This is a genomic window from Exiguobacterium sp. s140 (genome assembly GCF_018617035.1).
GTDB lineage: Bacteria > Bacillota > Bacilli > Exiguobacteriales > Exiguobacteriaceae > Exiguobacterium > Exiguobacterium profundum.
In genome coordinates, this window is record NZ_JACSJK010000001.1 from 1,380,801 (window position 1) to 1,400,362 (window position 19,562).

The 19,562-nt window shown below is 48.1% G+C and carries 25 protein-coding genes and 1 pseudogene; 12 read left to right on the forward strand and 14 right to left on the reverse strand.

Going from position 1 to position 19,562, the window contains the following annotated elements; genetic code table 11:
- The first annotated feature begins 45 nt into the window (after window positions 1-45).
- Together tnpA and tnpB are read left to right on the forward strand one after the other, a co-directional pair.
- Window positions 46-351: an IS66 family insertion sequence element accessory protein TnpA gene (gene tnpA, locus KNO61_RS07125; protein WP_214730732.1), complete on the forward strand. Its 306-nt coding sequence runs from the start codon at window positions 46-48 to the stop codon at window positions 349-351.
- Complete coding sequence (tnpB, locus tag KNO61_RS07130) at window positions 348-500, forward strand: IS66 family insertion sequence element accessory protein TnpB (protein ID WP_214687754.1); 153 nt, start codon at window positions 348-350, stop codon at window positions 498-500. The genes tnpA and tnpB overlap by 4 nt, the downstream gene beginning before the upstream one ends.
- A gap of 32 nt (window positions 501-532) precedes the next feature.
- Here the strand turns inward: tnpB and KNO61_RS07135 are convergent, their stop codons facing one another.
- Window positions 533-805, reverse strand: a complete 273-nt coding sequence (locus KNO61_RS07135) for a hypothetical protein (protein ID WP_214872857.1) — start codon at window positions 803-805, stop codon at window positions 533-535.
- A gap of 489 nt (window positions 806-1,294) precedes the next feature.
- Window positions 1,295-1,390 (reverse strand): annotated as a pseudogene (locus tag KNO61_RS07140) (IS3 family transposase); the annotation flags it as partial.
- On the opposite strand from KNO61_RS07140, the gene KNO61_RS07145 reads away from it, so the two are divergent.
- The 3 genes from KNO61_RS07145 (at window position 1,386) to KNO61_RS07155 (ending at window position 2,125) form a co-directional block, all read left to right on the forward strand.
- Window positions 1,386-1,523, forward strand: a complete 138-nt coding sequence (locus KNO61_RS07145) for a transposase (protein ID WP_214731134.1) — start codon at window positions 1,386-1,388, stop codon at window positions 1,521-1,523. The pseudogene KNO61_RS07140 and the gene KNO61_RS07145 overlap by 5 nt on opposite strands.
- 123 nt (window positions 1,524-1,646) lie before the next feature.
- On the forward strand, window positions 1,647-1,892 hold the full coding sequence (locus KNO61_RS07150; RefSeq protein ID WP_214817573.1) for a hypothetical protein: 246 nt from the start codon (window positions 1,647-1,649) through the stop codon (window positions 1,890-1,892).
- A 23-nt stretch (window positions 1,893-1,915) separates the two neighbouring features.
- Window positions 1,916-2,125: a hypothetical protein gene (locus KNO61_RS07155; RefSeq protein WP_214730727.1), complete on the forward strand. Its 210-nt coding sequence runs from the start codon at window positions 1,916-1,918 to the stop codon at window positions 2,123-2,125.
- A gap of 39 nt (window positions 2,126-2,164) precedes the next feature.
- Here the strand turns inward: KNO61_RS07155 and KNO61_RS07160 are convergent, their stop codons facing one another.
- From KNO61_RS07160 to zapA, 7 genes are all read right to left on the reverse strand, one after another.
- The gene (locus tag KNO61_RS07160) at window positions 2,165-2,629 is read right to left on the reverse strand and encodes a hypothetical protein (RefSeq protein ID WP_214811666.1); all 465 of its coding nucleotides are present in this window, start codon (window positions 2,627-2,629) and stop codon (window positions 2,165-2,167) included.
- 30 nt (window positions 2,630-2,659) lie between these two features.
- A complete protein-coding gene (locus tag KNO61_RS07165; protein ID WP_214817575.1) occupies window positions 2,660-3,493 on the reverse strand; it encodes an EcsC family protein in 834 nt (277 codons plus the stop codon).
- Between the two features lie 255 nt (window positions 3,494-3,748).
- Window positions 3,749-4,159 (reverse strand): DUF350 domain-containing protein, encoded by a 411-nt coding sequence (locus KNO61_RS07170; RefSeq protein ID WP_031421322.1) that lies wholly within the window; start codon window positions 4,157-4,159, stop codon window positions 3,749-3,751.
- A gap of 12 nt (window positions 4,160-4,171) precedes the next feature.
- Window positions 4,172-6,526 (reverse strand): endonuclease MutS2, encoded by a 2,355-nt coding sequence (locus tag KNO61_RS07175; protein ID WP_214817576.1) that lies wholly within the window; start codon window positions 6,524-6,526, stop codon window positions 4,172-4,174.
- 15 nt (window positions 6,527-6,541) lie between these two features.
- Window positions 6,542-8,236, reverse strand: coding sequence for a DNA polymerase/3'-5' exonuclease PolX (polX, locus tag KNO61_RS07180; protein ID WP_214872859.1), 1,695 nt, complete (start codon window positions 8,234-8,236; stop codon window positions 6,542-6,544).
- A 67-nt stretch (window positions 8,237-8,303) separates the two neighbouring features.
- Entirely contained in the window at window positions 8,304-8,840 is a 537-nt protein-coding gene (locus KNO61_RS07185; RefSeq protein WP_031421319.1) for a CvpA family protein, read from the reverse strand.
- A gap of 8 nt (window positions 8,841-8,848) precedes the next feature.
- Window positions 8,849-9,070: a cell division protein ZapA gene (gene zapA, locus KNO61_RS07190; RefSeq protein WP_015881047.1), complete on the reverse strand. Its 222-nt coding sequence runs from the start codon at window positions 9,068-9,070 to the stop codon at window positions 8,849-8,851.
- 217 nt (window positions 9,071-9,287) lie between these two features.
- Here zapA and KNO61_RS07195 point away from each other — a divergent pair, with 217 nt between their 5' ends.
- The 3 genes from KNO61_RS07195 (at window position 9,288) to KNO61_RS07205 (ending at window position 11,663) form a co-directional block, all read left to right on the forward strand.
- The gene (locus KNO61_RS07195) at window positions 9,288-10,496 is read left to right on the forward strand and encodes a dicarboxylate/amino acid:cation symporter (RefSeq protein WP_031421317.1); all 1,209 of its coding nucleotides are present in this window, start codon (window positions 9,288-9,290) and stop codon (window positions 10,494-10,496) included.
- 72 nt (window positions 10,497-10,568) lie between these two features.
- The gene (locus KNO61_RS07200; protein WP_214872860.1) at window positions 10,569-11,414 is read left to right on the forward strand and encodes a GNAT family N-acetyltransferase; all 846 of its coding nucleotides are present in this window, start codon (window positions 10,569-10,571) and stop codon (window positions 11,412-11,414) included.
- A gap of 42 nt (window positions 11,415-11,456) precedes the next feature.
- Window positions 11,457-11,663 carry a hypothetical protein gene (locus tag KNO61_RS07205; RefSeq protein ID WP_214684821.1) on the forward strand — a complete coding sequence of 69 codons (207 nt, stop codon included), beginning with the start codon at window positions 11,457-11,459 and terminating at the stop codon, window positions 11,661-11,663.
- A 31-nt stretch (window positions 11,664-11,694) separates the two neighbouring features.
- Here the strand turns inward: KNO61_RS07205 and KNO61_RS07210 are convergent, their stop codons facing one another.
- On the reverse strand, window positions 11,695-12,990 hold the full coding sequence (locus KNO61_RS07210; protein ID WP_214757272.1) for a murein hydrolase activator EnvC family protein: 1,296 nt from the start codon (window positions 12,988-12,990) through the stop codon (window positions 11,695-11,697).
- A gap of 293 nt (window positions 12,991-13,283) precedes the next feature.
- Complete coding sequence (locus KNO61_RS07215; RefSeq protein WP_214684825.1) at window positions 13,284-13,802, reverse strand: VanZ family protein; 519 nt, start codon at window positions 13,800-13,802, stop codon at window positions 13,284-13,286.
- Window positions 13,803-13,963: 161 nt separating this feature from the next.
- Here KNO61_RS07215 and KNO61_RS07220 point away from each other — a divergent pair, with 161 nt between their 5' ends.
- Entirely contained in the window at window positions 13,964-14,437 is a 474-nt protein-coding gene (locus KNO61_RS07220; protein ID WP_078146490.1) for a glutathione peroxidase, read from the forward strand.
- Window positions 14,438-14,470: 33 nt separating this feature from the next.
- Here the strand turns inward: KNO61_RS07220 and KNO61_RS07225 are convergent, their stop codons facing one another.
- Entirely contained in the window at window positions 14,471-15,385 is a 915-nt protein-coding gene (locus tag KNO61_RS07225; RefSeq protein WP_214684826.1) for a CAP domain-containing protein, read from the reverse strand.
- 13 nt (window positions 15,386-15,398) lie between these two features.
- Window positions 15,399-15,851: a MarR family winged helix-turn-helix transcriptional regulator gene (locus KNO61_RS07230; RefSeq protein ID WP_078146488.1), complete on the reverse strand. Its 453-nt coding sequence runs from the start codon at window positions 15,849-15,851 to the stop codon at window positions 15,399-15,401.
- Between the two features lie 117 nt (window positions 15,852-15,968).
- On the opposite strand from KNO61_RS07230, the gene KNO61_RS07235 reads away from it, so the two are divergent.
- The 3 genes from KNO61_RS07235 (at window position 15,969) to KNO61_RS07245 (ending at window position 18,559) form a co-directional block, all read left to right on the forward strand.
- Window positions 15,969-16,382 carry an organic hydroperoxide resistance protein gene (locus tag KNO61_RS07235; RefSeq protein ID WP_015881037.1) on the forward strand — a complete coding sequence of 138 codons (414 nt, stop codon included), beginning with the start codon at window positions 15,969-15,971 and terminating at the stop codon, window positions 16,380-16,382.
- A gap of 92 nt (window positions 16,383-16,474) precedes the next feature.
- The gene (locus KNO61_RS07240; RefSeq protein ID WP_214811660.1) at window positions 16,475-17,320 is read left to right on the forward strand and encodes a metallophosphoesterase; all 846 of its coding nucleotides are present in this window, start codon (window positions 16,475-16,477) and stop codon (window positions 17,318-17,320) included.
- 99 nt (window positions 17,321-17,419) lie between these two features.
- Window positions 17,420-18,559 carry a zinc-dependent alcohol dehydrogenase gene (locus KNO61_RS07245; protein WP_214872861.1) on the forward strand — a complete coding sequence of 380 codons (1,140 nt, stop codon included), beginning with the start codon at window positions 17,420-17,422 and terminating at the stop codon, window positions 18,557-18,559.
- A 41-nt stretch (window positions 18,560-18,600) separates the two neighbouring features.
- On the opposite strand, the gene KNO61_RS07250 is transcribed toward KNO61_RS07245, so the two are convergent.
- Window positions 18,601-19,503, reverse strand: coding sequence for a cation diffusion facilitator family transporter (locus KNO61_RS07250; protein ID WP_214757277.1), 903 nt, complete (start codon window positions 19,501-19,503; stop codon window positions 18,601-18,603).
- Window positions 19,504-19,562 lie beyond the last annotated feature (59 nt).

Genomic DNA, 19,562 nt, shown 5'->3' on the forward strand with positions numbered 1-19,562 from the left:
TTCATGAGATACTCCTCCCAAATATGAAATTTGGGAGGTTTTACTTTGAAAAGAAAAGAGAAAGAAACATATTGGATAGTGAAGATCGAAGAGTATCGTGCTAGTGGTTTGTCACTGATCGAATGGTGTGAAACAAGTGATGTTGCACTTCACAATATGAAATATTGGCTACGAAAACAGTCCCCAATCAATCGCGATTCAAGCCAGGAAACCAGTTGGGTCTCCTGTGTCGTCGAAGAACCAAAAGAAAAATCAATTTCTTTGAGAATAGATCAAGTTGATATCGAGGTGACGAGTGGCTACGATGAGACACTTCTACTACAAGTGATCCGGACGCTGCGCTTGGTATGATGAATGGTCGCGCTGTCGAGCGCGTCTATCTAGCAGCGGGTCCAACAGACCTTCGCAAATCGATTGACGGACTTGCTGTCATCGTCCAGGAACTTTTTCAGTTAGATCCATTTTCGAAGCCTTTGTTCGTCTTCTGTAACAGAAAATAAGAAACAACGTGTTTTCTATTTGACACTTACTTTTATTCTTCATATCGGTCTACTGCCTGTTTGGCGTCAAGTAGCGTCCAGCCGTGTTCTTCTCGAACGCGCTTGACGGCTTGTACTTTTTTCCCTTGTCTTACTAATTCAGCTAGCTCTTGATTCAACTCCGGACTGAATTCTTGTGGAGAAGGATAATTCGTCTTCTCAAGTTGACGCAAGCGCATCCGAAGGCCACGAACTTCTGCGTACAAATAAAACGTAAACCCGATAACCGAGATAAGTAGCCAAGTCTGCCATTCCAGAGTAATCACCTCCTCATAATTAATTTAATTTTGATCCCTATTATGTTTTAAATGAAATGAAAAATTAGTATATCCCGAATTCAAGATATAGTTAATTATAGCGCTTACCAAAAATATAAGAAAGGGACAGGGTGTCCACTTCATAAATGTAATCTACGGTTAAATCATCCTATTTTTACAATCTGAAATGTCCAAAAGACATTCCACCCATTTCCGTATGATACTTTCCCTAACAGAAAAAACACTGCCTCAACTAATGATGTTACAAATGTGATAAAGAACACAATAAGGTAAGGGCTTTTGCTACTTTTCTTTATAAAATAAATCATATGATGAAACGGTACCTGTGCGCTGAACAATTCAACACAATTTGCATAAATGAAGAGGCTGGGACAAAACCTAGACTCTTTCTTTTATAAGAACCAACATATTCACTATCTGACGCTTACTTTTGAACTGCTCCCCGTCAAGTAGACAGGGCAAATAATGAAAACCAGCCTAGGCGGCTTGAGATTTGTATTCGACAGGGCTCAAGTCATTTAGTCGTTTCTGAAGACGAACATGGTTGTAAAACAATATGTAGGTCTCGATGGCCAAGAAACACGAAAAGATGGCCAATCAACGCAAGGACTTCCTTCACAAACTGTCGAGACGGATCGTTGACAAGAACCAAGTCATTATGGCGCGCATCATGACCGTGACATCAACGCGAGCATCAATCTGTTGATGTTGGCAAACTAAAACGAATTCCTGCAGGGTGGGAACCACCCGACGAGCTTGGTCCATAACCGTGGCTGGTAATAGCACGGTCTTCCCAAGAAGCTCTCCCTTCAATTTGCGAAGCAAATAAGTGGCGAGTAGTTCACAAGCAGATAAACCGAAAGAAGCCAAAGCCACCACACCGAAAGAAGATGACCTTCAAAAAATCATGAACCTTGGCACGTTCCAAACGTATATTGGGGATCCACAAATGAAGAAACGTGAGTTCCAAGTCGGACAGCCCGTCTCCCCTTCGCCGGATGGGACCGAACCGAAAGATGGGGAGCGCTCCCGCTCTCCCTCTTCCATTCAGATGACGGTCAAGGTGGTTATATAGAATATCGTCCAAACGGATTCCGTATGTACACACCAGACGGGACAAAATATAGTCCAGTCGATATGGTCAACCACAACAAAAAAGAGTTCAAGAACGGTTTTCGTTATTTCACAGGCGAGAAATCTGAAATCGATTTGGTCTTCCTCGTCCCAGAAAAAGAGAAGACGCTCGTCTTGTATGCGTCAAGCAGCGCCATGCCGAAAGTGTATACCGTCAAAATTGACGTGCCGTAAACTAAACAACGTCGCCCCGATTAGAGGCGACGTTGTTTTTCATTCGGCTTCTTCCACAATTTCGACACGTACTCCCGTGTCCCCGACTTTTCCTAAATCTTCTACGGTCGGGTCTTCATACGCCAACACATGAAACTCCTGCTCGATTGTACGGATGACATAATGCGCGAGCGCGCCACGGTTACGGTTCACCGGATGAATCGCCATCCGTTCACTGGCGAATGACATCAGGCGTGATGCGGACAGTTTTACAATCGGATGCTCGTTCCATAACCCATCTTCTTTCATTCCGTGCTCTTCTTGTGTCCCTAAAAAGACGGCGTACTGTTCGAAGCGAATTCGGATGCGGTCGCGCTCGGCATCCCATGTAAGGAGCATCGTCGGATTCACCGCTCCATAAAACGTCCACTCTAACGGGTAATACGCCTCATCCTTCATCTGAAACGATTCCATGTCGAGTACGTAGCGCTCGGTCGACATCAAGTAGTGTAAATCTAGTTTCATGAGATCCCCCCTTAAAAACACAACAACTTGTTATATGATTTCCCCTTCTTGACGTAAAATCTCTTCGATTTCTATGAATTCCCCTTCGATAATCTCAAGGTTCTCTCGTTTCACTTCTTCCACACTTTCAATAAACTCCGCTTCCGTCATGTTGACTCCTTCTTCAAGCGCATGCATGAGACGATTGCCCATCTTCGTCATCGATGAGTACGTGATTCCTCCTGAAATGACACCACCTGCGAGTGGGATCATCTTTGAGATCCCTTTGGCGAACGTATCTTTCGTCATCTTCACCCCGATCATCGCCGACATTTTCTTGATGATTGGATAGTACACTGTTTTCATCAGCGCTTTGTTCGGGATTTTTTTCAAAGCTTCTTTCGATAATTGTGCGGACAATGCCTTGATGGTAGCCGTCGCACCGCCCACTCCGAACATGACACCTATAAAGAGAATTAATTCTCCATTCACCCGTTCGACATCTAATTCTCCATCTTCCCAAAAGTCATCGTACCCATATAAATACCCGATTTCTTGCGCTAAACGGAGGGCGAAACCGAAGAATTGCGCCGTATCGGCCGGAATCGTTGCGGCGAGACCGATGCCTCCAGGTAGACCGGCTGCAAACGATGCACTCGAACTTTTCATCGTCTGATTGGTAATATTTCGCTTCGCTACTTTTTTGATGACTGAGAGAGGGATGTTCGCCTCAAGCGGCCCCTTCTCGACAATCTCTGCCAACTGACTCGCCGGCACGTACTTACTGAAACTTTGAGCTAAAAACTCTTTCCGGTCTACTTTCACCCCAGGTAATTTCACTGCATTCGTCATCAAGACTTCAAACACTTCTGACCCGTTCGCCATGACCTACACCTCAACCTTCTTATGTATCTCGTTCCATAATCTAGTTTCAGTATATCGATTTCCTCACACGAATTGTAAAATATTTTCCTTTCGCCCATATATTTTATATTCAAGGTGCCTGAAATCAAAAAAAGGGAGCACCCAAACGGATTCTCCCTCTTCCCTCAATAAAACATATACCAGAGTGCCGCTGCCACTAAGAACAGCCCGGCCCCGATGAACAAGATCTTTGCCAATCGTTCGTATACCATGTCTTCACCTCACCAATGCCGCGCCGACGACAAGGGAGACCCCAATCGACAGCAAGAATGCCAACAACCCGACGGCGATATTCCCTTGTTGAATCTCATCGTTCACCTTCAGTGTCGGTGTCAAAAATTCAAACAACCAGTATGTCGCGAGGAGCAAAATAAATCCAAAACCACCCCCGACGAAGATGTCGATTGTGCTATCATGATGGCTCTCGACGACCCGGAAGATGTTGGCGAGACCGACAATCTTCCCGCCTGTCGCCAAGGCGACGGCAATATTTCCTTTTTGAATCTCACGCCAGTTGCTGTACGGCGTTGTCACCTCGAAGATGGCAAGACCGACGACAATCATCAGTCCCGCCATCGAATAGAGGCCGAACGACTCCAGCATAACGGCAAACGTAATCGTACCCATTCCCGACTCCCCTTACTTCAGTTCGACGACCGTGACACCGAGTCCACCTTCGCCCATTCCTCCCGGGCGCTGGCTCTTCACGTGACGATGTCCTTTTAAAAATTCTTGTGTCGCCTGACGCATCGCTCCGGTACCTAATCCGTGGATGATGCGGACGTTGTCATAGCCCGACACGAGTGCTTCATCGATATACTTGTCTAGACGCATAAGCCCCTCTTCGACACGAACGCCACGGAGGTCGAGCTCGGACTTCGTCGAGCTCTGACGTTTGAGCGAGCTCCCTTTCGACTGAAGCGACTTCTCTTTCGATGGACCGATCTTCTGAAGGTCGTCCGCTTTGACGTTCACTTTCATGATGCCAACTTGGACGTTATACTCATTGTCGTTGATTTGTTTCACGATGTAGCCTTTTTGATTGAACGTCGTCACTTTCACTTCTTCGCCCTTACTGAACGTACGTTTCTGCTGGGCTTTTTGTTTCACTTTTTGAATCTTTTTCTCTTGAAGCGTCGGTTTTGCCGATTCGAGCTCTTTCTTCGCCGCGATAATCTCGTGCTCTTTGACGATTCCTTGCTCACGTAGCTTCTTCAAGCGGTCGATGACTTCGTTCGCTTGACGCTTCGCCTGTTCGACGGCCTTCTCGGCTTTCGCCTCGGCCGCTCTATACAAGTTGTCGCGTTCGCGCTCAAATTCGGTCATCTTCACTTCGAATTCGGCCTGCTCTTCTTCAAAGTCATGGCGCTTGACGATGAGCTCTTGCTCGAGCTGCTCGGCGCGTTGCTTCGCTGCTTCAAGCTCATTGATCATCGATTCGACTGACTCGGCATCACTACCGACGTGGCTACGTGCCTTGTCGATGACTTGCTCAGACAGTCCGAGACGACGACTGATCTCGAAGGCGTTCGAGCGACCCGGTACGCCAATCAAGAGACGGTACGTCGGGCTGAGCGATTCGATATCAAACTCCATCGAGGCGTTCATGACTCCTTCGCGGTTATAAGCGTATGCCTTCAGTTCCGAGTAGTGTGTCGTCGCAGCGACACGTGCCCCGCGGCGTTTCACTTCATCTAAGATGGCGATGGCAAGGGCAGCCCCTTCTTGTGGATCCGTCCCGGCACCGAGCTCATCGAAGAGGACGAGTGACATGAAGTCGATTTTGTCGAGCATGCCGACGATGTTTGTCATATGCGAGCTGAACGTCGAGAGACTCTGTTCAATCGATTGCTCATCCCCGATATCGGCATAGACCGCGTCAAACACGGAAAGCTCTGTCCCGAACTCTGCCGGCACGTAGAGACCTGATTGCACCATCAATTGAAGGAGTCCAATCGTTTTCAACGTGACGGTTTTCCCGCCGGTGTTTGGTCCGGTGATGACGAGTGACGTGTAGTCTTCTCCGAGCTCGACTGTGATCGGTACGACCTCATCTTTCGGGATGAACGGATGACGTGCCTGTTTCAACTTGATTTCTCGATTGTCGTTCAACTTTGGCTCGGTCGCTTTCATCTCTTGTCCGTATGCGACTTTCGCAAAGATAAAGTCGAGTTCGGCCAACACGTCGAGGTTCGTCATGATGGCATCATGGACCCCACCGACCTCGTTCGAGAGAGCACTTAAAATCCGTTCGATTTCAGCACGTTCTTTCAGACGAACTTCTTGAATCTCGTTATTGATGGAGACGATGGCCTGCGGCTCAATGAAGAGTGTCTGACCAGAAGCCGACTGGTCATGGACGATTCCACCGAACGCTTGACGGTACTCTTGTTTGACCGGTACAACATAGCGATCGTTCCGGATTGTGACGATGGCGTCCGAGAGCATCTTCGCATTGTTGCGGAGGATGTTGTCGATACGTGACCGGACACTCCCTTCAAAGCTCCGGAGCTGTGTCCGAAGTCCACGGAGTTGTGGACTCGCGGAATCTTGGACAGTCCCTTGGTCGTCAATCGCATGACGAATCGCCTGTTCGACCTCGATGAGCTTCGTCAACTTGTCCGCATACTCGTCAAGACGTGGAATGCGAATCTCTTCGTTATCCTCGTGAAGCTTCTCGAAGAAGTTCTTCACTTGGCGTCCGCCATACATGACGGCAGCGACGGCGAGCAATTCGCTCGTCGAGAGGACCGAGCCGATTGCGGCCCGTTTCACTTCCGCACGGACATCCGTAAGCCCACCGAGTGGCAGACGGTCACGGAGACGAACGACCTCGGTCGCCTCTTTCGTCACGTTCAAATTCGAGAGCACCCGGTCGTATGAGTAGTCAGGTTGCATCTTCAGCGCCAAATCTTTTCCGAGCGAGCTCGCCGCGTGACCGGCAAGCTGTTGGCGCAATTTTTCATATTCTAATACGCGTAACGCGTGGTCCATCTAGCATGTTCCTTTCTATCGCTTCGCCGCAAAGAACGCCTTTGCGTCTTCAAACGTGAAGCAGTTGATAATATCTGATGGTTCGAGATAGGCTTTCCGTGCGTGCAACACACCGAGGGCCATGTCTTCCATCATATCTGGGTGGTGCGTGTCCGTGTTGATCATCACTTTGACGCCCGCTGCCTTCGCCTTCTTGAGCGTGGAAGCTGTCAGGTCGAGGCGGTTCGGGTTGGCGTTCAACTCGAGCGCCGTCCCTGTTTCTTTCGCGAGCGTGATCAACTTGTCCTCGTCGATTGGATAGCCGTCCCGACGACCGATAAGTCGACCCGTCGGATGGGCGATCACGTTGACGTACGGAGAACGACAGGCGTTCTCGAGACGAGCCATGATCTCGTCGACCGATTGGTCCATCTTCGAATGGATGGAGGCGACGACGTAATCGAGCGTCTCTAGAAACTCGGGTTCATAGTCGAGCGTCCCGTCAGGACGGATGTCCATCTCAACGCCTCGTAACACGTTCATATCATGTGTCTTCGCGGCCTCGCGGATTTCTTCCCCTTGTGCTTCGAGCCGTTCCTCGGTCAAGCCATTGACGAACGTCAAATACTTCCCGTGGTCGGTGATGGCCATCCATTCATAGCCGCGATCTTTCATCGCCACGACAATTTCGTCGACGGTCAACTTCCCGTCCGACCAGACCGTGTGCATGTGCGCGTCAGCCTTGATGTCCTCGAGCGTGACGAGCTTCGATAAGTCGTGCTCGAACTCAGCATGCCCCTCCCGAAGTTCAGGCGGGATGAATGGGAGACCGTACCGTTCGAACAATTCTTCTTCTGTTTTTGGTTGCCACAATCCGTCTGCTGTCTCGACCCCATATTCGGAAATGGACTCTCCTTTTGCTTTCGCGAGTTGACGCATGCGGACGTTGTGGTCTTTCGAACCCGTGAAATGGTGAAGCGTCGCAGCGAACGCGCCTGGCTCAACCATACGGAAATCGACCGATACCATCTCTTCACGTTCGAGGACGAGCGAGACTTTCGTCTCGCCTGCCGCAATCACTTCGTTGATGAACGGCAAAGCGAGCAGCTTCTCACGTAGCTCAATCGGCTCCTCGGTCGCGATGATGAAGTCAAGGTCTTTACACGTCTCTTCGGCACGGCGGAAGCTTCCTCCGACCGAATGACGCAAGACGAGCGTCTCCTTCTCTAACACCTCATTGATTTCTTCAACGATTGGTCGCATGACTGCATAAGCCAATCGTTCTGGACGTGATTCGAGGTTCTTCGCGGCTGCGAGTAATTTCTCCACACTCTTCGCCCCGAAACCGGGTAATGATGCAGCCGTCCCATCTTCGAGTACACGGATGAGCGACTCCAAGTCGACGACACCGATTTCACGGAGTTTAGCAAGTTTCTTCCCGCCGAGCCCTTGAATTTTCAAGAGCTTCATCAAACCGAACGGAATCTCTTCTTGCAGTGCTTCAAGTACTTCACTGCGTCCTGTGTCTCGATACTCTTCAAGGACTGCAGCCGTCCCTTTCCCGATTCCTGAGATGGACGTCAAGTCGTCGATGTCCTCGAGTTCAAGGTCCGTGTTCTCTAGCGCTGTCGCCGCCTTGCGGAACGCATTGATTTTAAACGGGTTCTCCCCTTTGATCTCCATATATTGCGCGATTTTTTCGAGCAACATCATCGCTTCTACTTTATTCATATGCTTCCCCCTCTTCACACAGAAAAGACCGAGACACAAGCACTAGCTTGCATTCCGGCCTGTCGTGTCACAACATCTTATTTGAAAACCAATCCGATAGATATGGCGTGTCTTGAATGATATATGTCGCTAGCGACGATTTGTCGACGGCGTTTTGAACGCTCGCCATCGGCACGAACGCGATCACCCAAAGGATGAAGAATGTGATGACATATGCCTCGAAGAATCCTAGGACAGCTCCGATCACACCTTTTAATTGGCGCAAAATTGGCAAGTCCGTCAAGAAGTCGAGCATCGCCAAGATGAGATGCAAGACGAGTTTCGTAATGAGGAACAAGACGACGAACCAAAAGACGTTATAAAATGTCATCTCAATCCCTGAAAGGGAATTGAGGTCCAACACGCCACCCGGGAGCGTTCCGTCGAGCTGAGACGGATACGGGATCCACAGCTTGAACGCTTCGGCTAACTCTTTATAGTACGTATTGGCGACGAGAAAACTGATGATGAGCGCGACCCAATGGCCGAGCTGTAGAATCGCGCCACGACGGAAGCCGTTGACGATTCCGATAAACAAGAAAAACAGTATAAGTAGCGTAACCATGGATTGATTTATTCTCCCATATTTCGTTTAGTTTTGACGTGGTCGCTCGCGATTTGAATCGCAGCCAAGACCGCTGCCTGACGAGCATCTAGATGAGGGGATTGTTCACGAATTTCGCGGATCTTACTGTCGACCAAAAAGCCTACTTCCCTCACGTGGTCAGCGGGTTCTTCGCTTACGATCGTATAGTCTTGACCCGCAATGTGAATCGTTGTTCGTTGTAACTGCACGCGCACCCCTCCTTTACGTCTGTCAGAATTAATCATAACATCGTTTTTATATTAGGAAAAGGAGAAGCCCCTTCCCTTGATATGTACAACATTTTCTAATACCCTTCTAAACAGTTGTCAAACGTCTTTCTTTAGAAAAATTGTAAGAGAAGGTGGCAACATTCCGTAAAATGTGCGAAAATATCAACTATTCAAACAAACAGAAAGGGTGATTGATTTGAAATTACGTATTGGCCTCTTAGGTCGCATCATCATCGCGATCGCTTTCGGTATTTTACTCGGGAGCATCGTACCAGAAAGTCAGAACTGGATTGTTCGGACGTTCGTGACGTTCAACACGGTCTTCGGGCAGTTCTTAGGCTTCGCTATTCCATTAATTATTCTTGCTTTTATCATCCCGGGTATCGGGGAACTTGGAAAAGGAGCAGGAAAGCTGGTCGGACTCACAGCACTCATCGCTTACGCATCAACCATCATCGCCGGAACATTAGCATACTTTGCAACAAGCAACTTGTTCCCGCAAATTTTGACACGGTCGACGACAGGAGCAGAAAATCCAGAAGAAGCCTTGTTGAAAGGGTTCATGGAATTTGAGATTCCACCTGTATTCGGTGTTATGACCGCACTTATCTTAGCTTTCGTCATCGGAATCGGGATTGCCGCGATCGAAAGCAAACGGTCACTCGACCTCGCCATGGATTTCCGCGATATCATCGAACTCTTAATCAGTAAAGTCATTATTCCATTACTTCCAATCCACATCGCCGGAATTTTCATGAACATGACGTACGCTGGTCAAGTCGCTGAGATCCTATCGGTCTTCTCGCTCGTCTTCGTCACAATCATCGTCCTTCATTTGACGATGCTCATGATTCAATATTCAATCGCAGGTGGTCTTAACAAAGAGAATCCGTTCAAGTTGCTCAAGACGATGATGCCGGCTTACTTCACAGCCATCGGGACGCAATCATCGGCCGCGACGATTCCAGTCACGCTTCGCCAAGCGAAGTTGAACAACACGGACGAAGGTGTCGCGAACTTCGTCATCCCGCTCTCGGCAACGATCCACTTGTCAGGGTCGACGATCACACTCACATCGGTCGGTGTCGCGCTCATGTACTTGAATGGCATGGCGTTATCCTACGCAATCATGCTTCCATTCATCCTCGCACTCGGTGTGACGATGATTGCAGCACCAGGTGTACCAGGCGGGGCCGTCATGGCATCGCTCGGATTGTTCGGCTCGATCCTCGGATTCGACGCGACGATGCAAAGTTTGGTCATCGCACTCTACTTGGCACAAGATAGCTTCGGGACAGCAACAAACGTCACGGGTGACGGTGCCATCGCGAAAATCATTCATTACTTCAAACACAACACAAAACTTCTCGACAACACGTCGTCGAAACAAGAAGATATCGCATAATGAACGACTCATAAACGGGCAAGCCATCAGGTTTGTCCGTTTTTGTCTACATATAATAAAGGAGAGAACCATATGGAATGGATTGAATGGAAAGACTCTAATCACTTCTCAGACCGCGTCATGACGGCATTACTCGACGAGGAGGCAAAGAATAGCCTCATGATTGGCGTCTTGAATAACGTCAAACAAGGAATCTATGAAACGTTTCATCAGTTCACAGTCGAAGAGGATGGGGAGCTTCTCGCCATCCTCCAAGTGACACCACCGCATCCACTTCACTATATCGTCGTGAAGACGGAGCGCTCGGACCTTCTCCCGTCTTTCATCATCCCCCACCTTTTGAAAGAAGCAGTCCCCTTCGCGGAAGTCGTCTCGGAACGACAGCAAGCGGAACGTTTCGGGAAAGTATGGCAGGAGTTGACGTCTGGGTCGAGTGAGATGTTCATGTCCCAAGGTCTTTATCGCCTCGACAGCGTGGAAGACATCGACATGGCAAAAGGCCACATGCGAGAAGCGACGAAGGCCGACCAGGCACAGCTCGAAGCTTGGTATAGTGCCTTCGAAGCCGAATCAGGTCTCCGATCATCTCCACCAGAGAAGGTGACGAAGGCTGTACAGACGATGCTCGACAGGGAAGAGGCTGTCTTTTGGGAAGTCGACGGACAGGTCGTCTCGTGTGCGAAACGCGCACGTCCAACTGAGAACGGGATCACCGTTTCATTTGTCTACACATCACCTGATGCACGTGGTAGAGGTTACGCGCGAAGTCTCGTTGCAGACCTTAGCCGCCAATTACTTGAGACGAAATCGTTCTGTGTCCTCTATACCGACTTGACGAACCCGACATCGAACAAAATCTATCGGGAAGTCGGTTACCGACAAATCATGGACTCTGCTTGGGTCCGACTCGCTAGATGAAACACATCGCCTCCCCTATACTAATAGAGGAGGCGATTTTTCATGAACAGATTATTCGGTTGGTGGCTCCGTATCCCCCGACAGATCCGATTGACCGCTTTGACACTTGTCACGCTCGCGATACTCGGCTATATGGTGTTCCTTGGAGGCCGGAGCATGCTCGATGACCCAAACTTCGAAACGCTATGGCTCAGTGTCATCGGTGCCTCCCTTTTGACGTTCATCGTCTATAGGGCAACAAAAAAGTGATCGACGCGTTCGTCGATCACTGTCTTTGTGTTTAGAAGAATGATGCTGGGTTAACTGTGCTTCCCGCGCTCGATGAAGAGTACGAATAGCCGCCACGGTGAATCTCGAAGTGAAGGTGTGAACCTGTCGAGTTCCCTGTGCTACCCATGCCGCCAAGGTTTTGTCCTTGTGACACGCGTTGACCCGCAGAAACGGATACCGAGCTCATGTGAGCGTATACTGTCGTCCATACTTGCCCGTTGATCACGTGTGCAATCATAACATGGTTTCCGTATGCGCCACCCCAACCTGCACGGAGGACCGTACCTGTTTGTGCTGCATAGATCGGTGTACCGACTGGACCTGCGATATCAAGAGCGTTGTGGAACGAGTAGCCGTTCGCTCCGCTTGCTGGACCCCATCCTTGTGTGAGGCGACCGCTTGCTGGACGTTGGAACATGCCACCGCTTGCTGGTGCAGACGCTACCGGTGCTGTTGAAGCACTTGAACCGCTATTCGAGCTTGAACCTTGTTGTTTTTTCGCCGCAGCAGTTGCTGCCGCTGCACGACGTGCTTCTTCTTCAGCACGACGTTGCGCTTCGATTTCTGCTTGAATCGCTTGTTCTTGAGCTTTGAGCGTATCTTCCATCTCTTGAAGGCTCATGAGTTTTGATTCGAACTTCACTTTTTCAGCTTCGAGTTTCTTGATTTTCGCAGCACGCTCTTTCATTTTTTGATCGAGCTCTTTCTGACGTTTTTCAAGTTCTTCTTTTTGCTTCACGAGTGAGTCGCGCTCCGCTTTCAAATCAGCTTGCGCTTTCGCGAGTTTTTCTTTCGTTGCTTCGTATTCTTCGAAGATCTGTTGGTCGTTCTCTTGAATCGTACCAGCTGTGATCATACGTGTGATCAAATCACCGAAGTCTTTAGAACCGAAGATGAACTCAGCCCAGTTGACTGACGAGCCACCATTCTTTTGCATCGTCGCCATACGATCTTTCATAAGATCTTCTTGGGCTTTCATTTTCGCTTCGTACTTTTTAATTTGTGCTTGAAGCTTTTTAATTTTTTCTTCAGTGGCACGAATCTCAGCTTTTTTCTGAGCGACATCGTTGATGACGTCTTGGAGTTCAGCATCTAACTTGTTGATCTCTTGCTGCTCTTTGCTGATGGCTTGCTCACGTGATTGAATCGAAGAGTTTGCTTTCGACTGTTCACTGCTATTCTTTTGTCGTTGTTCTTGTACTTTCTTCTGCTTCTCTGTAAGTGAGGCTGCATAAGTCGGTGACGTTCCGCCGATCAAGAGTGCGCCTAGAGTGACGGTTGCTGCAAATTTTTTCAAGTTATACACTGTGCTTCCCTCCGCTGATTCCCGTGTAGTTTTTATCTATAGTCGTAAAGTATTTTTTACAAGATAAGTCGCGACATTTCGTTCGCTCTGTGACTCATTATAGCAATCTAAACCAAAATTTATTTTACACTTATATTTCATTCGTATGACATTGACCTAATTTAGGTTTTATCCTTTAAAAAACGTGGGTATAGACGATATTTTGTTTGGTTTGTTGTCACAAAATAGCTTTAAAAAGAAAAAAAGCACTTCAAGAAAGCGCTTTTCACATAGTAACCTATTCATTTTTTTGACTACCTTAAGGCTACATAACCGGCCCGTTTGCTATTTTTCCGTTTCGAACGAAGGAATAACAACCCACCGAACAAGATGACACCTGCGGCAGCACCCGTACTATCCAAAAGGACATCTTCTAACAGCGCGGTCCGTTCAGGAGTCAAACTCTGATGATACTCATCAAAGATCGCCACCGTGTTCGCGAGTGCCCAAGCGAAGAGTACGTTCAGTCCCGCATGAAGATTCGTTCTCGAGATGGCCTTCACGAATAAGGCACCGAGAACGAAGAACGTGACGACATGTGCCGTCTTCCGCATAAAGAACTCAATCAATCCTGCCGTCCCTAACGTATCAAGTGAGATTTCCTTTCCTGCGTAGTCGAACTGTACGTTCGCGAGCGTCGGTTCGATCCAGCTCCAATTGAATCGCTCGAGTGGCGAAACGATAGACTGGTCCGAGTAAGGCGTCGCACTTGATAAAAAGAGTCCGATTAAAATAAGCGCAATCCATATAAATTCATTTTTTAAAAATCGCATAACACCGTTCCTTTCTACAACGTTTTTCATTATACGGATTCTTTCTTCGGAATGATGTAACAGCGACATCATGATTTCATAACAATTTGATTGCACGCAACGCGTTCAAGTTCGAGTCTGTCCCCTTCTCTTGGTATACTACAGAAAAAGGGGGAATCACCATGATTTATGATTTTGAAGCAGTAGACATGAAAGGACAATTGCAACCGTTAGCTACATATAAAGGCGACGTCTTACTTATCGTCAACACGGCGAGCAAATGTGGGTTCACGCCACAGCTCGAAGGTCTCGAGTCACTTTACAACACATATAAGGGACAGGGTCTACAGGTCTTAGGCTTCCCGTGCAACCAGTTCGGTCATCAAGACCCGGGTTCCAATGAAGAAATCCAGGAGTTCTGTCAACTGAATTACGGGGTATCGTTCCCGATGTTCGCGAAAGTCGACGTGAACGGCAAGGATGCCCACCCACTCTTCACCTATCTCTCAAAAGAAGCACCCGGGCTTCTCGGGTCGAAGGCGATCAAATGGAACTTCACGAAGTTTTTAGTCGACCGTGATGGAAACGTCATCGAACGCTTCTCGCCACAGACAACACCGGCTGAGATTGAGGATGCGGTGAAAAAACTCATTTAATATCGAAAAGGATGGCTCCGAAGAGTCATCCTTTTAACGTGGAGTGATGAAATTGATTGTGTAGAACGGACTGTCTTCTTCATTGTAAGCAAGCCCGACGGCAGCATGGGTGAATCGTGGCTGCATGATGTTCTCACGATGCCCTTTCGAGTTCATGAGTCCCCAATGCGCATGGAACACGCTCATCTGTCCCATGGCCAAGTTTTCGCCGGCCATCGAATATGAAAGTCCCGCTTCGTCCATTCGATCGAACGGGTCCTGTCCTTCTGGGTCTGTATGGCTAAAGAAATCGCTTTCAGCCATGTTTTGACTATGTGCCCGCACGACCGGATAGAGCGGTTCATAGTCGGCTAAAGCGTTCAATTCAAACTTTTCACGGTCCCAATTCATGAGGATGCGCATCAACTGCTCATTGGCGACTGTTCCCTCTTTCGACAAATCACCATAGTAGCCCTCACTCGCCTCTTCGACACGGCGGTCGACCGATAAGATCCCTTTCAAGAGGTCGTCGTCATGCTGGTCAAAAAAGAAAGTGACATACTGTCCGTCGATTGCGAAAACGGAAAACGATGGATCGTCCGGAATCAAGTATCGATTCAATCCCTTATTATACGAAGTCACCGCCTCGAAGCCGATGTCCTCGACTTGATCACGGGTCGTTTCATTCAGTACAAGACCTCGATACGTGCTACCTGTCTCGAACTGATAGAATCCTTTTTTCGCACCGTCCTCATCAATCAGTTCAAGTCCTCGGTCACCGCCACGTTCGACCAAATACCAGTCATGCCCGGCATACTGACTTGCGAACTTTGGCGCGTCTGTCGCTCGTTCGGTCGCCACCTCAGACTCCACCTGAATGCTCGTCGGGGCAGAGACGTTCGGCATCTCATATTGCCAAGCCATATAGAGTCCAATCCCCATCAAGAGGATGATCAATTTTCGAAACATGGCTCCTCCTTCCTTACTGCTCGCGCTGACGCTCCCCGAAATCGTGTAGTCTCGTCTTGATATCGGTGAGCATCTCCATATATGCGACATACGTCGCTTCGTCTATATTCAGCATACCACTTACTTGTAACGGCACATTCGCCGCCTGCTCACGCAACGCGCTACCGCTTTCGGTCAAACGAACGACGATTTTTCGTTCGTCGTCGGTCGCACGACTCTTCTCCACATAGCCGATTTGGATGAGCCGCTTGACGAGCGGCGACAATGTCCCAGAGTCGAGCGTCAACCGCGACCCGAGTTGCCGCAAATCGATTCCATCCTCTTCCCATAAGACAAGCATCACGAGATATTGACTATACGTCAGGTTTAGCGGTGCTAAAATTGGGCGATATAACCGGGTAAGCTCTTTTGAGGCGGTATACAACTGAAAACAGATTTGATGTTCTAACTTTAACGATTGGTCCATACGTAATCCTCCGTACTCTTCTTTAGCCAAGCATATCACTTGCGAAACTTTTTGACTGCTCTATAATTTAAATTGTGCACAACTTAATTGTTAAAAATGAAATGGAGGAATTCAATCATGAAATCACTATTCACAGCATCAGCAACAGCAATCGGTGGCCGCGAAGGTCACGTGAAATCAACTGACGGCGTCATCGACATGAACGTCTCGATGCCTGGCGCGAAACACGTCGACGGTGCGACAAACCCAGAACAACTTTTCGCAGCTGGCTATGCGGCTTGCTTCGGTAGTGCCCTCAACCTCATCATCGGAAAAGAACGTGTGAAGACAGACGGTTCAAGCGTCACAGGTCACGTCACATTAAATCAAAACGATGAAGGGTTCTTCATTTCAGTTGAACTTGAAGTCGAAATCAAAGGTGTCGACCAAGCGACAGCAGAGCGCCTTGTCGAAGAAGCACACCAAGTGTGCCCTTATTCAAAAGCGACTCGCGGAAATGTCGACGTCAAATTGACAGCGAAAGCTGCATAACATTCATCCCGCTCTCTTGAGCGGGATTTTTTTTGCTTAACCCTGCCTATCAGAGTAAGATAGAGACACGATTAAGGAAGGAGGGAGCACTGATGAAGAAACATAAATCAACTCTTCTTTTTGTTGCACTCGGCATTTTGTTGTTCACGGCGACGTACAATGGGTTGACCGTCCGGACGTATGACGTGACGTCCGATAAACTGTCAGCAGACGAGTCTCTCCGCATCGTGCTCCTCTCCGACTTACACAGCGCTTCATACGGTTATAAACAGTCGATTTTGATCGACCAGGTTCGTGCACAGAAACCGGATCTCATCGCTTTACCGGGCGATTTACTCGACCGGTATCGTTCACCTGAACCCGCCTTCGAACTAATCGAAGGGCTTGAAGGAATTGCGCCGATGTATTTCGTGACCGGCAACCATGAAATCGATGGATCGGATGACTATGTCCGTCACAATGTGAAAGACGTGTTTCGCTCATACGGTGTCAACGTTCTCGAAGACGAATGGGAGACGGTCACCATCAATGGAATCGACCTCGTCATCGGCGGGCTAGAAGATCCTCTTCGTGGGTTCAGAGAAAATATTTATACGGATTGGGATGCGGAGTCGACTGCGGCGATGCAGGACATCGCCCCCGATGAGACGTTCAAGGTACTTCTTTCGCACCGTGCCGAACAAGTCGATACGTATGCTAAACTTCCATTCGACCTCGTCTTGTCCGGACATGCTCATGGCGGGCAAGTGAGAATCCCTTATTTGATGAACGGATTATTCGCACCTGACCAAGGATTCTTTCCTGAATACGCAGGCGGACTCTATGAGCATGAGACGTTCACCCATGTGATTGGACGGGGATTCAATTACAGCTTCAACATTCCACGTATTTACAATCCACCAGAAATTGTCGTGATCGATGTGAATGGTCAAAGATAGTCATCATCGAGTTCCAATATTTAGTTCACCTTTTTTAAAAGAAGGGTATACAAGCTATGTTGCCATTTACTTGTCTTTAAAAAAGGAGGAATGAATTATATGCGCGCAGTAACTTATCAAGGAACTAAGAAGATTGAAGTAAAGGACGTTAGAGATCCCGAAATCGAAAATCGGGAAGAAATCATTGTAAAAATTACATCGACAGCTATTTGTGGATCAGATCTTCATATCTATCAAGGGAATATGCCTACTCGCCCTGGTTTTATTATTGGACATGAGCCTATGGGAATTGTTGAAGAGACTGGACCTGATGTAACTAAAGTGAAAAAGGGTGATCGGGTCGTCCTTCCATTCAATGTATCATGTGGTCACTGCTTTTATTGTGAAAATGAGATGGAGAGTCAGTGCGATAACTCTAACCACGCCCCTCACACTGATGCTGGTGGTTTATATGGATATACTGAACAGTTTGGAAATCATCCCGGTGGTCAAGCAGAGTTTCTAAAGGTTCCATACGGTAATTTCATGCCGCTTGTCATCCCCGAATCATGTGAGCTTGAAGATGAGGCACTTCTCTTTTTATCTGATGTTATTCCAACAGCATGGTGGAGTTTAGATAATGCTGGCATGAAAGCTGGAGATACGGTAGTGGTTCTCGGATCAGGTCCTGTGGGGTTAATGACTCAAAAATTAGCTTGGGTACGTGGGGCTAAACGGGTTATTGCTGTAGATCCCGAACTCTATCGACTAAATCGGGCAAAACTATCAAATAAAGTAGAAACAATTCTTTTAAAAGATCCAACTGAGACAGGAAAATATATCTATGAGATTACTAATGGCGGGGCAGATGTTGTTATCGACTGTGTGGGTATTGATGGAAAAAAATCTTCAATTGAAAAGATAGAACAAAAACTTATGATCCAAGGCGGTACACTAAGCGCAATCAAAGTAGCAAAAGAAGCGGTTCGTAAATTTGGGGTCGTTCAACTTACCGGGGTATACCCAATGAATTACAATCAGTTTCCGATGGGAGATTTTTTCACCCGAAATGTTACTTTGAAAACAGGACAAGCACCTGTTATTCATTACATGCCTGAGTTATTTCAAATGATCATAGATCAAAAATTTGACCCTACTGACATTATCACGCATCGTTTATCTCTTGAACATGCTGCTGATGCCTATCACTTATTCAATGAGCATTTAGATGACTGCGTAAAAGTAGTATTGAAGCCTTAGTAAAAGGGAGTTCAGTCCAAACTGAACTCCCTTACTCTTCACTACCAGATGATTCGTTCTTCACAACATTGTCGTTCCCGTTCAATCTGGACCGTCGAACGTTCGAACGTCCCGTATTTCCGGATTCGTTCCGTCACTTGTCTCAAGACGTCTTGATCATCCGTCTCTTCTCCAATCAACACGTGACACGTCGCTGCATGCTCGCTCGACGAGATGGACCAGACATGCAAGTCGTGCACTTCTTTCACCCCTTCAACTTTAGCAATCTCTTCTTGCATCGCCCGGACGTCAATCTGTTCCGGCGACCCTTCCATCAAGATATGAATCGCGTCACGCGTCACACGATAACCGCTGATTAAAATCAAAATCGCAACAAAGGCGCTCGCGACCGGGTCCGCCCACGTCCATCCGAACAACATGATGAGGATTGCTGCCGTGATGGCTCCGACCGAGCCGAGCAAATCTCCGAATACGTGCAACAACGCACTCTTCACGTTCAAATTGTCTTTCTCCCCGCGCATTAAAATCCAGGCGGCAAGGATGTTGACGAGCAGCCCGATAATGGCGACGACAAGCATACCACTACTTAGAATTTCTGGTGGCGCGCTGATTCGTTGGTATGCCTCGACAAGGATATAGATCGAGATGACGAGCAGTGTCAGCCCGTTAATGAATGCCGCTAAAATCTCGAAACGTCGATACCCGAACGTCCGGTTCGGTGTCGCCGCTTTCGCCCCAAATCGAACAGCGAGGAAACTGAGTCCTAACGCCGCCGCATCTCCTAGCATATGCCCCGCATCCGATAATAGCGCCAAACTGTTCGTCCATAGTCCGCCGATCACTTCGACGACCATGAACGCCGCAATCAAGAGAAAGGCGAGTAAGAGCGCCCGCTGATTCGTCGAATGATGGTGATGGTGGTCGTGATCATGATGATGTCCCATAACTGATTCCTCCTTCTACTGTTTATCTTATTCCATTTTAACCAAACATTCAAACGTTC

Excerpts from the sequence above, each read along its gene's own strand:
- tnpB (WP_214687754.1), top strand. The coding sequence starts at position 348 with ATGATGAATGGTCGCGCTGTCGAGCGCGTCTATCTAGCAGCGGGTCCA.
- KNO61_RS07145 (WP_214731134.1), top strand. The coding sequence starts at position 1,386 with ATGGCCAAGAAACACGAAAAGATGGCCAATCAACGCAAGGACTTCCTT.
- KNO61_RS07155 (WP_214730727.1), top strand. The coding sequence starts at position 1,916 with ATGTACACACCAGACGGGACAAAATATAGTCCAGTCGATATGGTCAAC.
- KNO61_RS07160 (WP_214811666.1), bottom strand. The coding sequence starts at position 2,629 with ATGAAACTAGATTTACACTACTTGATGTCGACCGAGCGCTACGTACTC.
- KNO61_RS07165 (WP_214817575.1), bottom strand. The coding sequence starts at position 3,493 with ATGGCGAACGGGTCAGAAGTGTTTGAAGTCTTGATGACGAATGCAGTG.
- KNO61_RS07170 (WP_031421322.1), bottom strand. The coding sequence starts at position 4,159 with ATGGGTACGATTACGTTTGCCGTTATGCTGGAGTCGTTCGGCCTCTAT.
- KNO61_RS07175 (WP_214817576.1), bottom strand. The coding sequence starts at position 6,526 with ATGGACCACGCGTTACGCGTATTAGAATATGAAAAATTGCGCCAACAG.
- polX (WP_214872859.1), bottom strand. The coding sequence starts at position 8,236 with ATGAATAAAGTAGAAGCGATGATGTTGCTCGAAAAAATCGCGCAATAT.
- KNO61_RS07185 (WP_031421319.1), bottom strand. The coding sequence starts at position 8,840 with ATGGTTACGCTACTTATACTGTTTTTCTTGTTTATCGGAATCGTCAAC.
- KNO61_RS07200 (WP_214872860.1), top strand. The coding sequence starts at position 10,569 with ATGGAATGGATTGAATGGAAAGACTCTAATCACTTCTCAGACCGCGTC.
- KNO61_RS07205 (WP_214684821.1), top strand. The coding sequence starts at position 11,457 with ATGAACAGATTATTCGGTTGGTGGCTCCGTATCCCCCGACAGATCCGA.
- KNO61_RS07215 (WP_214684825.1), bottom strand. The coding sequence starts at position 13,802 with ATGCGATTTTTAAAAAATGAATTTATATGGATTGCGCTTATTTTAATC.
- KNO61_RS07220 (WP_078146490.1), top strand. The coding sequence starts at position 13,964 with ATGATTTATGATTTTGAAGCAGTAGACATGAAAGGACAATTGCAACCG.
- KNO61_RS07225 (WP_214684826.1), bottom strand. The coding sequence starts at position 15,385 with ATGTTTCGAAAATTGATCATCCTCTTGATGGGGATTGGACTCTATATG.
- KNO61_RS07230 (WP_078146488.1), bottom strand. The coding sequence starts at position 15,851 with ATGGACCAATCGTTAAAGTTAGAACATCAAATCTGTTTTCAGTTGTAT.
- KNO61_RS07235 (WP_015881037.1), top strand. The coding sequence starts at position 15,969 with ATGAAATCACTATTCACAGCATCAGCAACAGCAATCGGTGGCCGCGAA.
- KNO61_RS07240 (WP_214811660.1), top strand. The coding sequence starts at position 16,475 with ATGAAGAAACATAAATCAACTCTTCTTTTTGTTGCACTCGGCATTTTG.
- KNO61_RS07245 (WP_214872861.1), top strand. The coding sequence starts at position 17,420 with ATGCGCGCAGTAACTTATCAAGGAACTAAGAAGATTGAAGTAAAGGAC.
- KNO61_RS07250 (WP_214757277.1), bottom strand. The coding sequence starts at position 19,503 with ATGGGACATCATCATGATCACGACCACCATCACCATCATTCGACGAAT.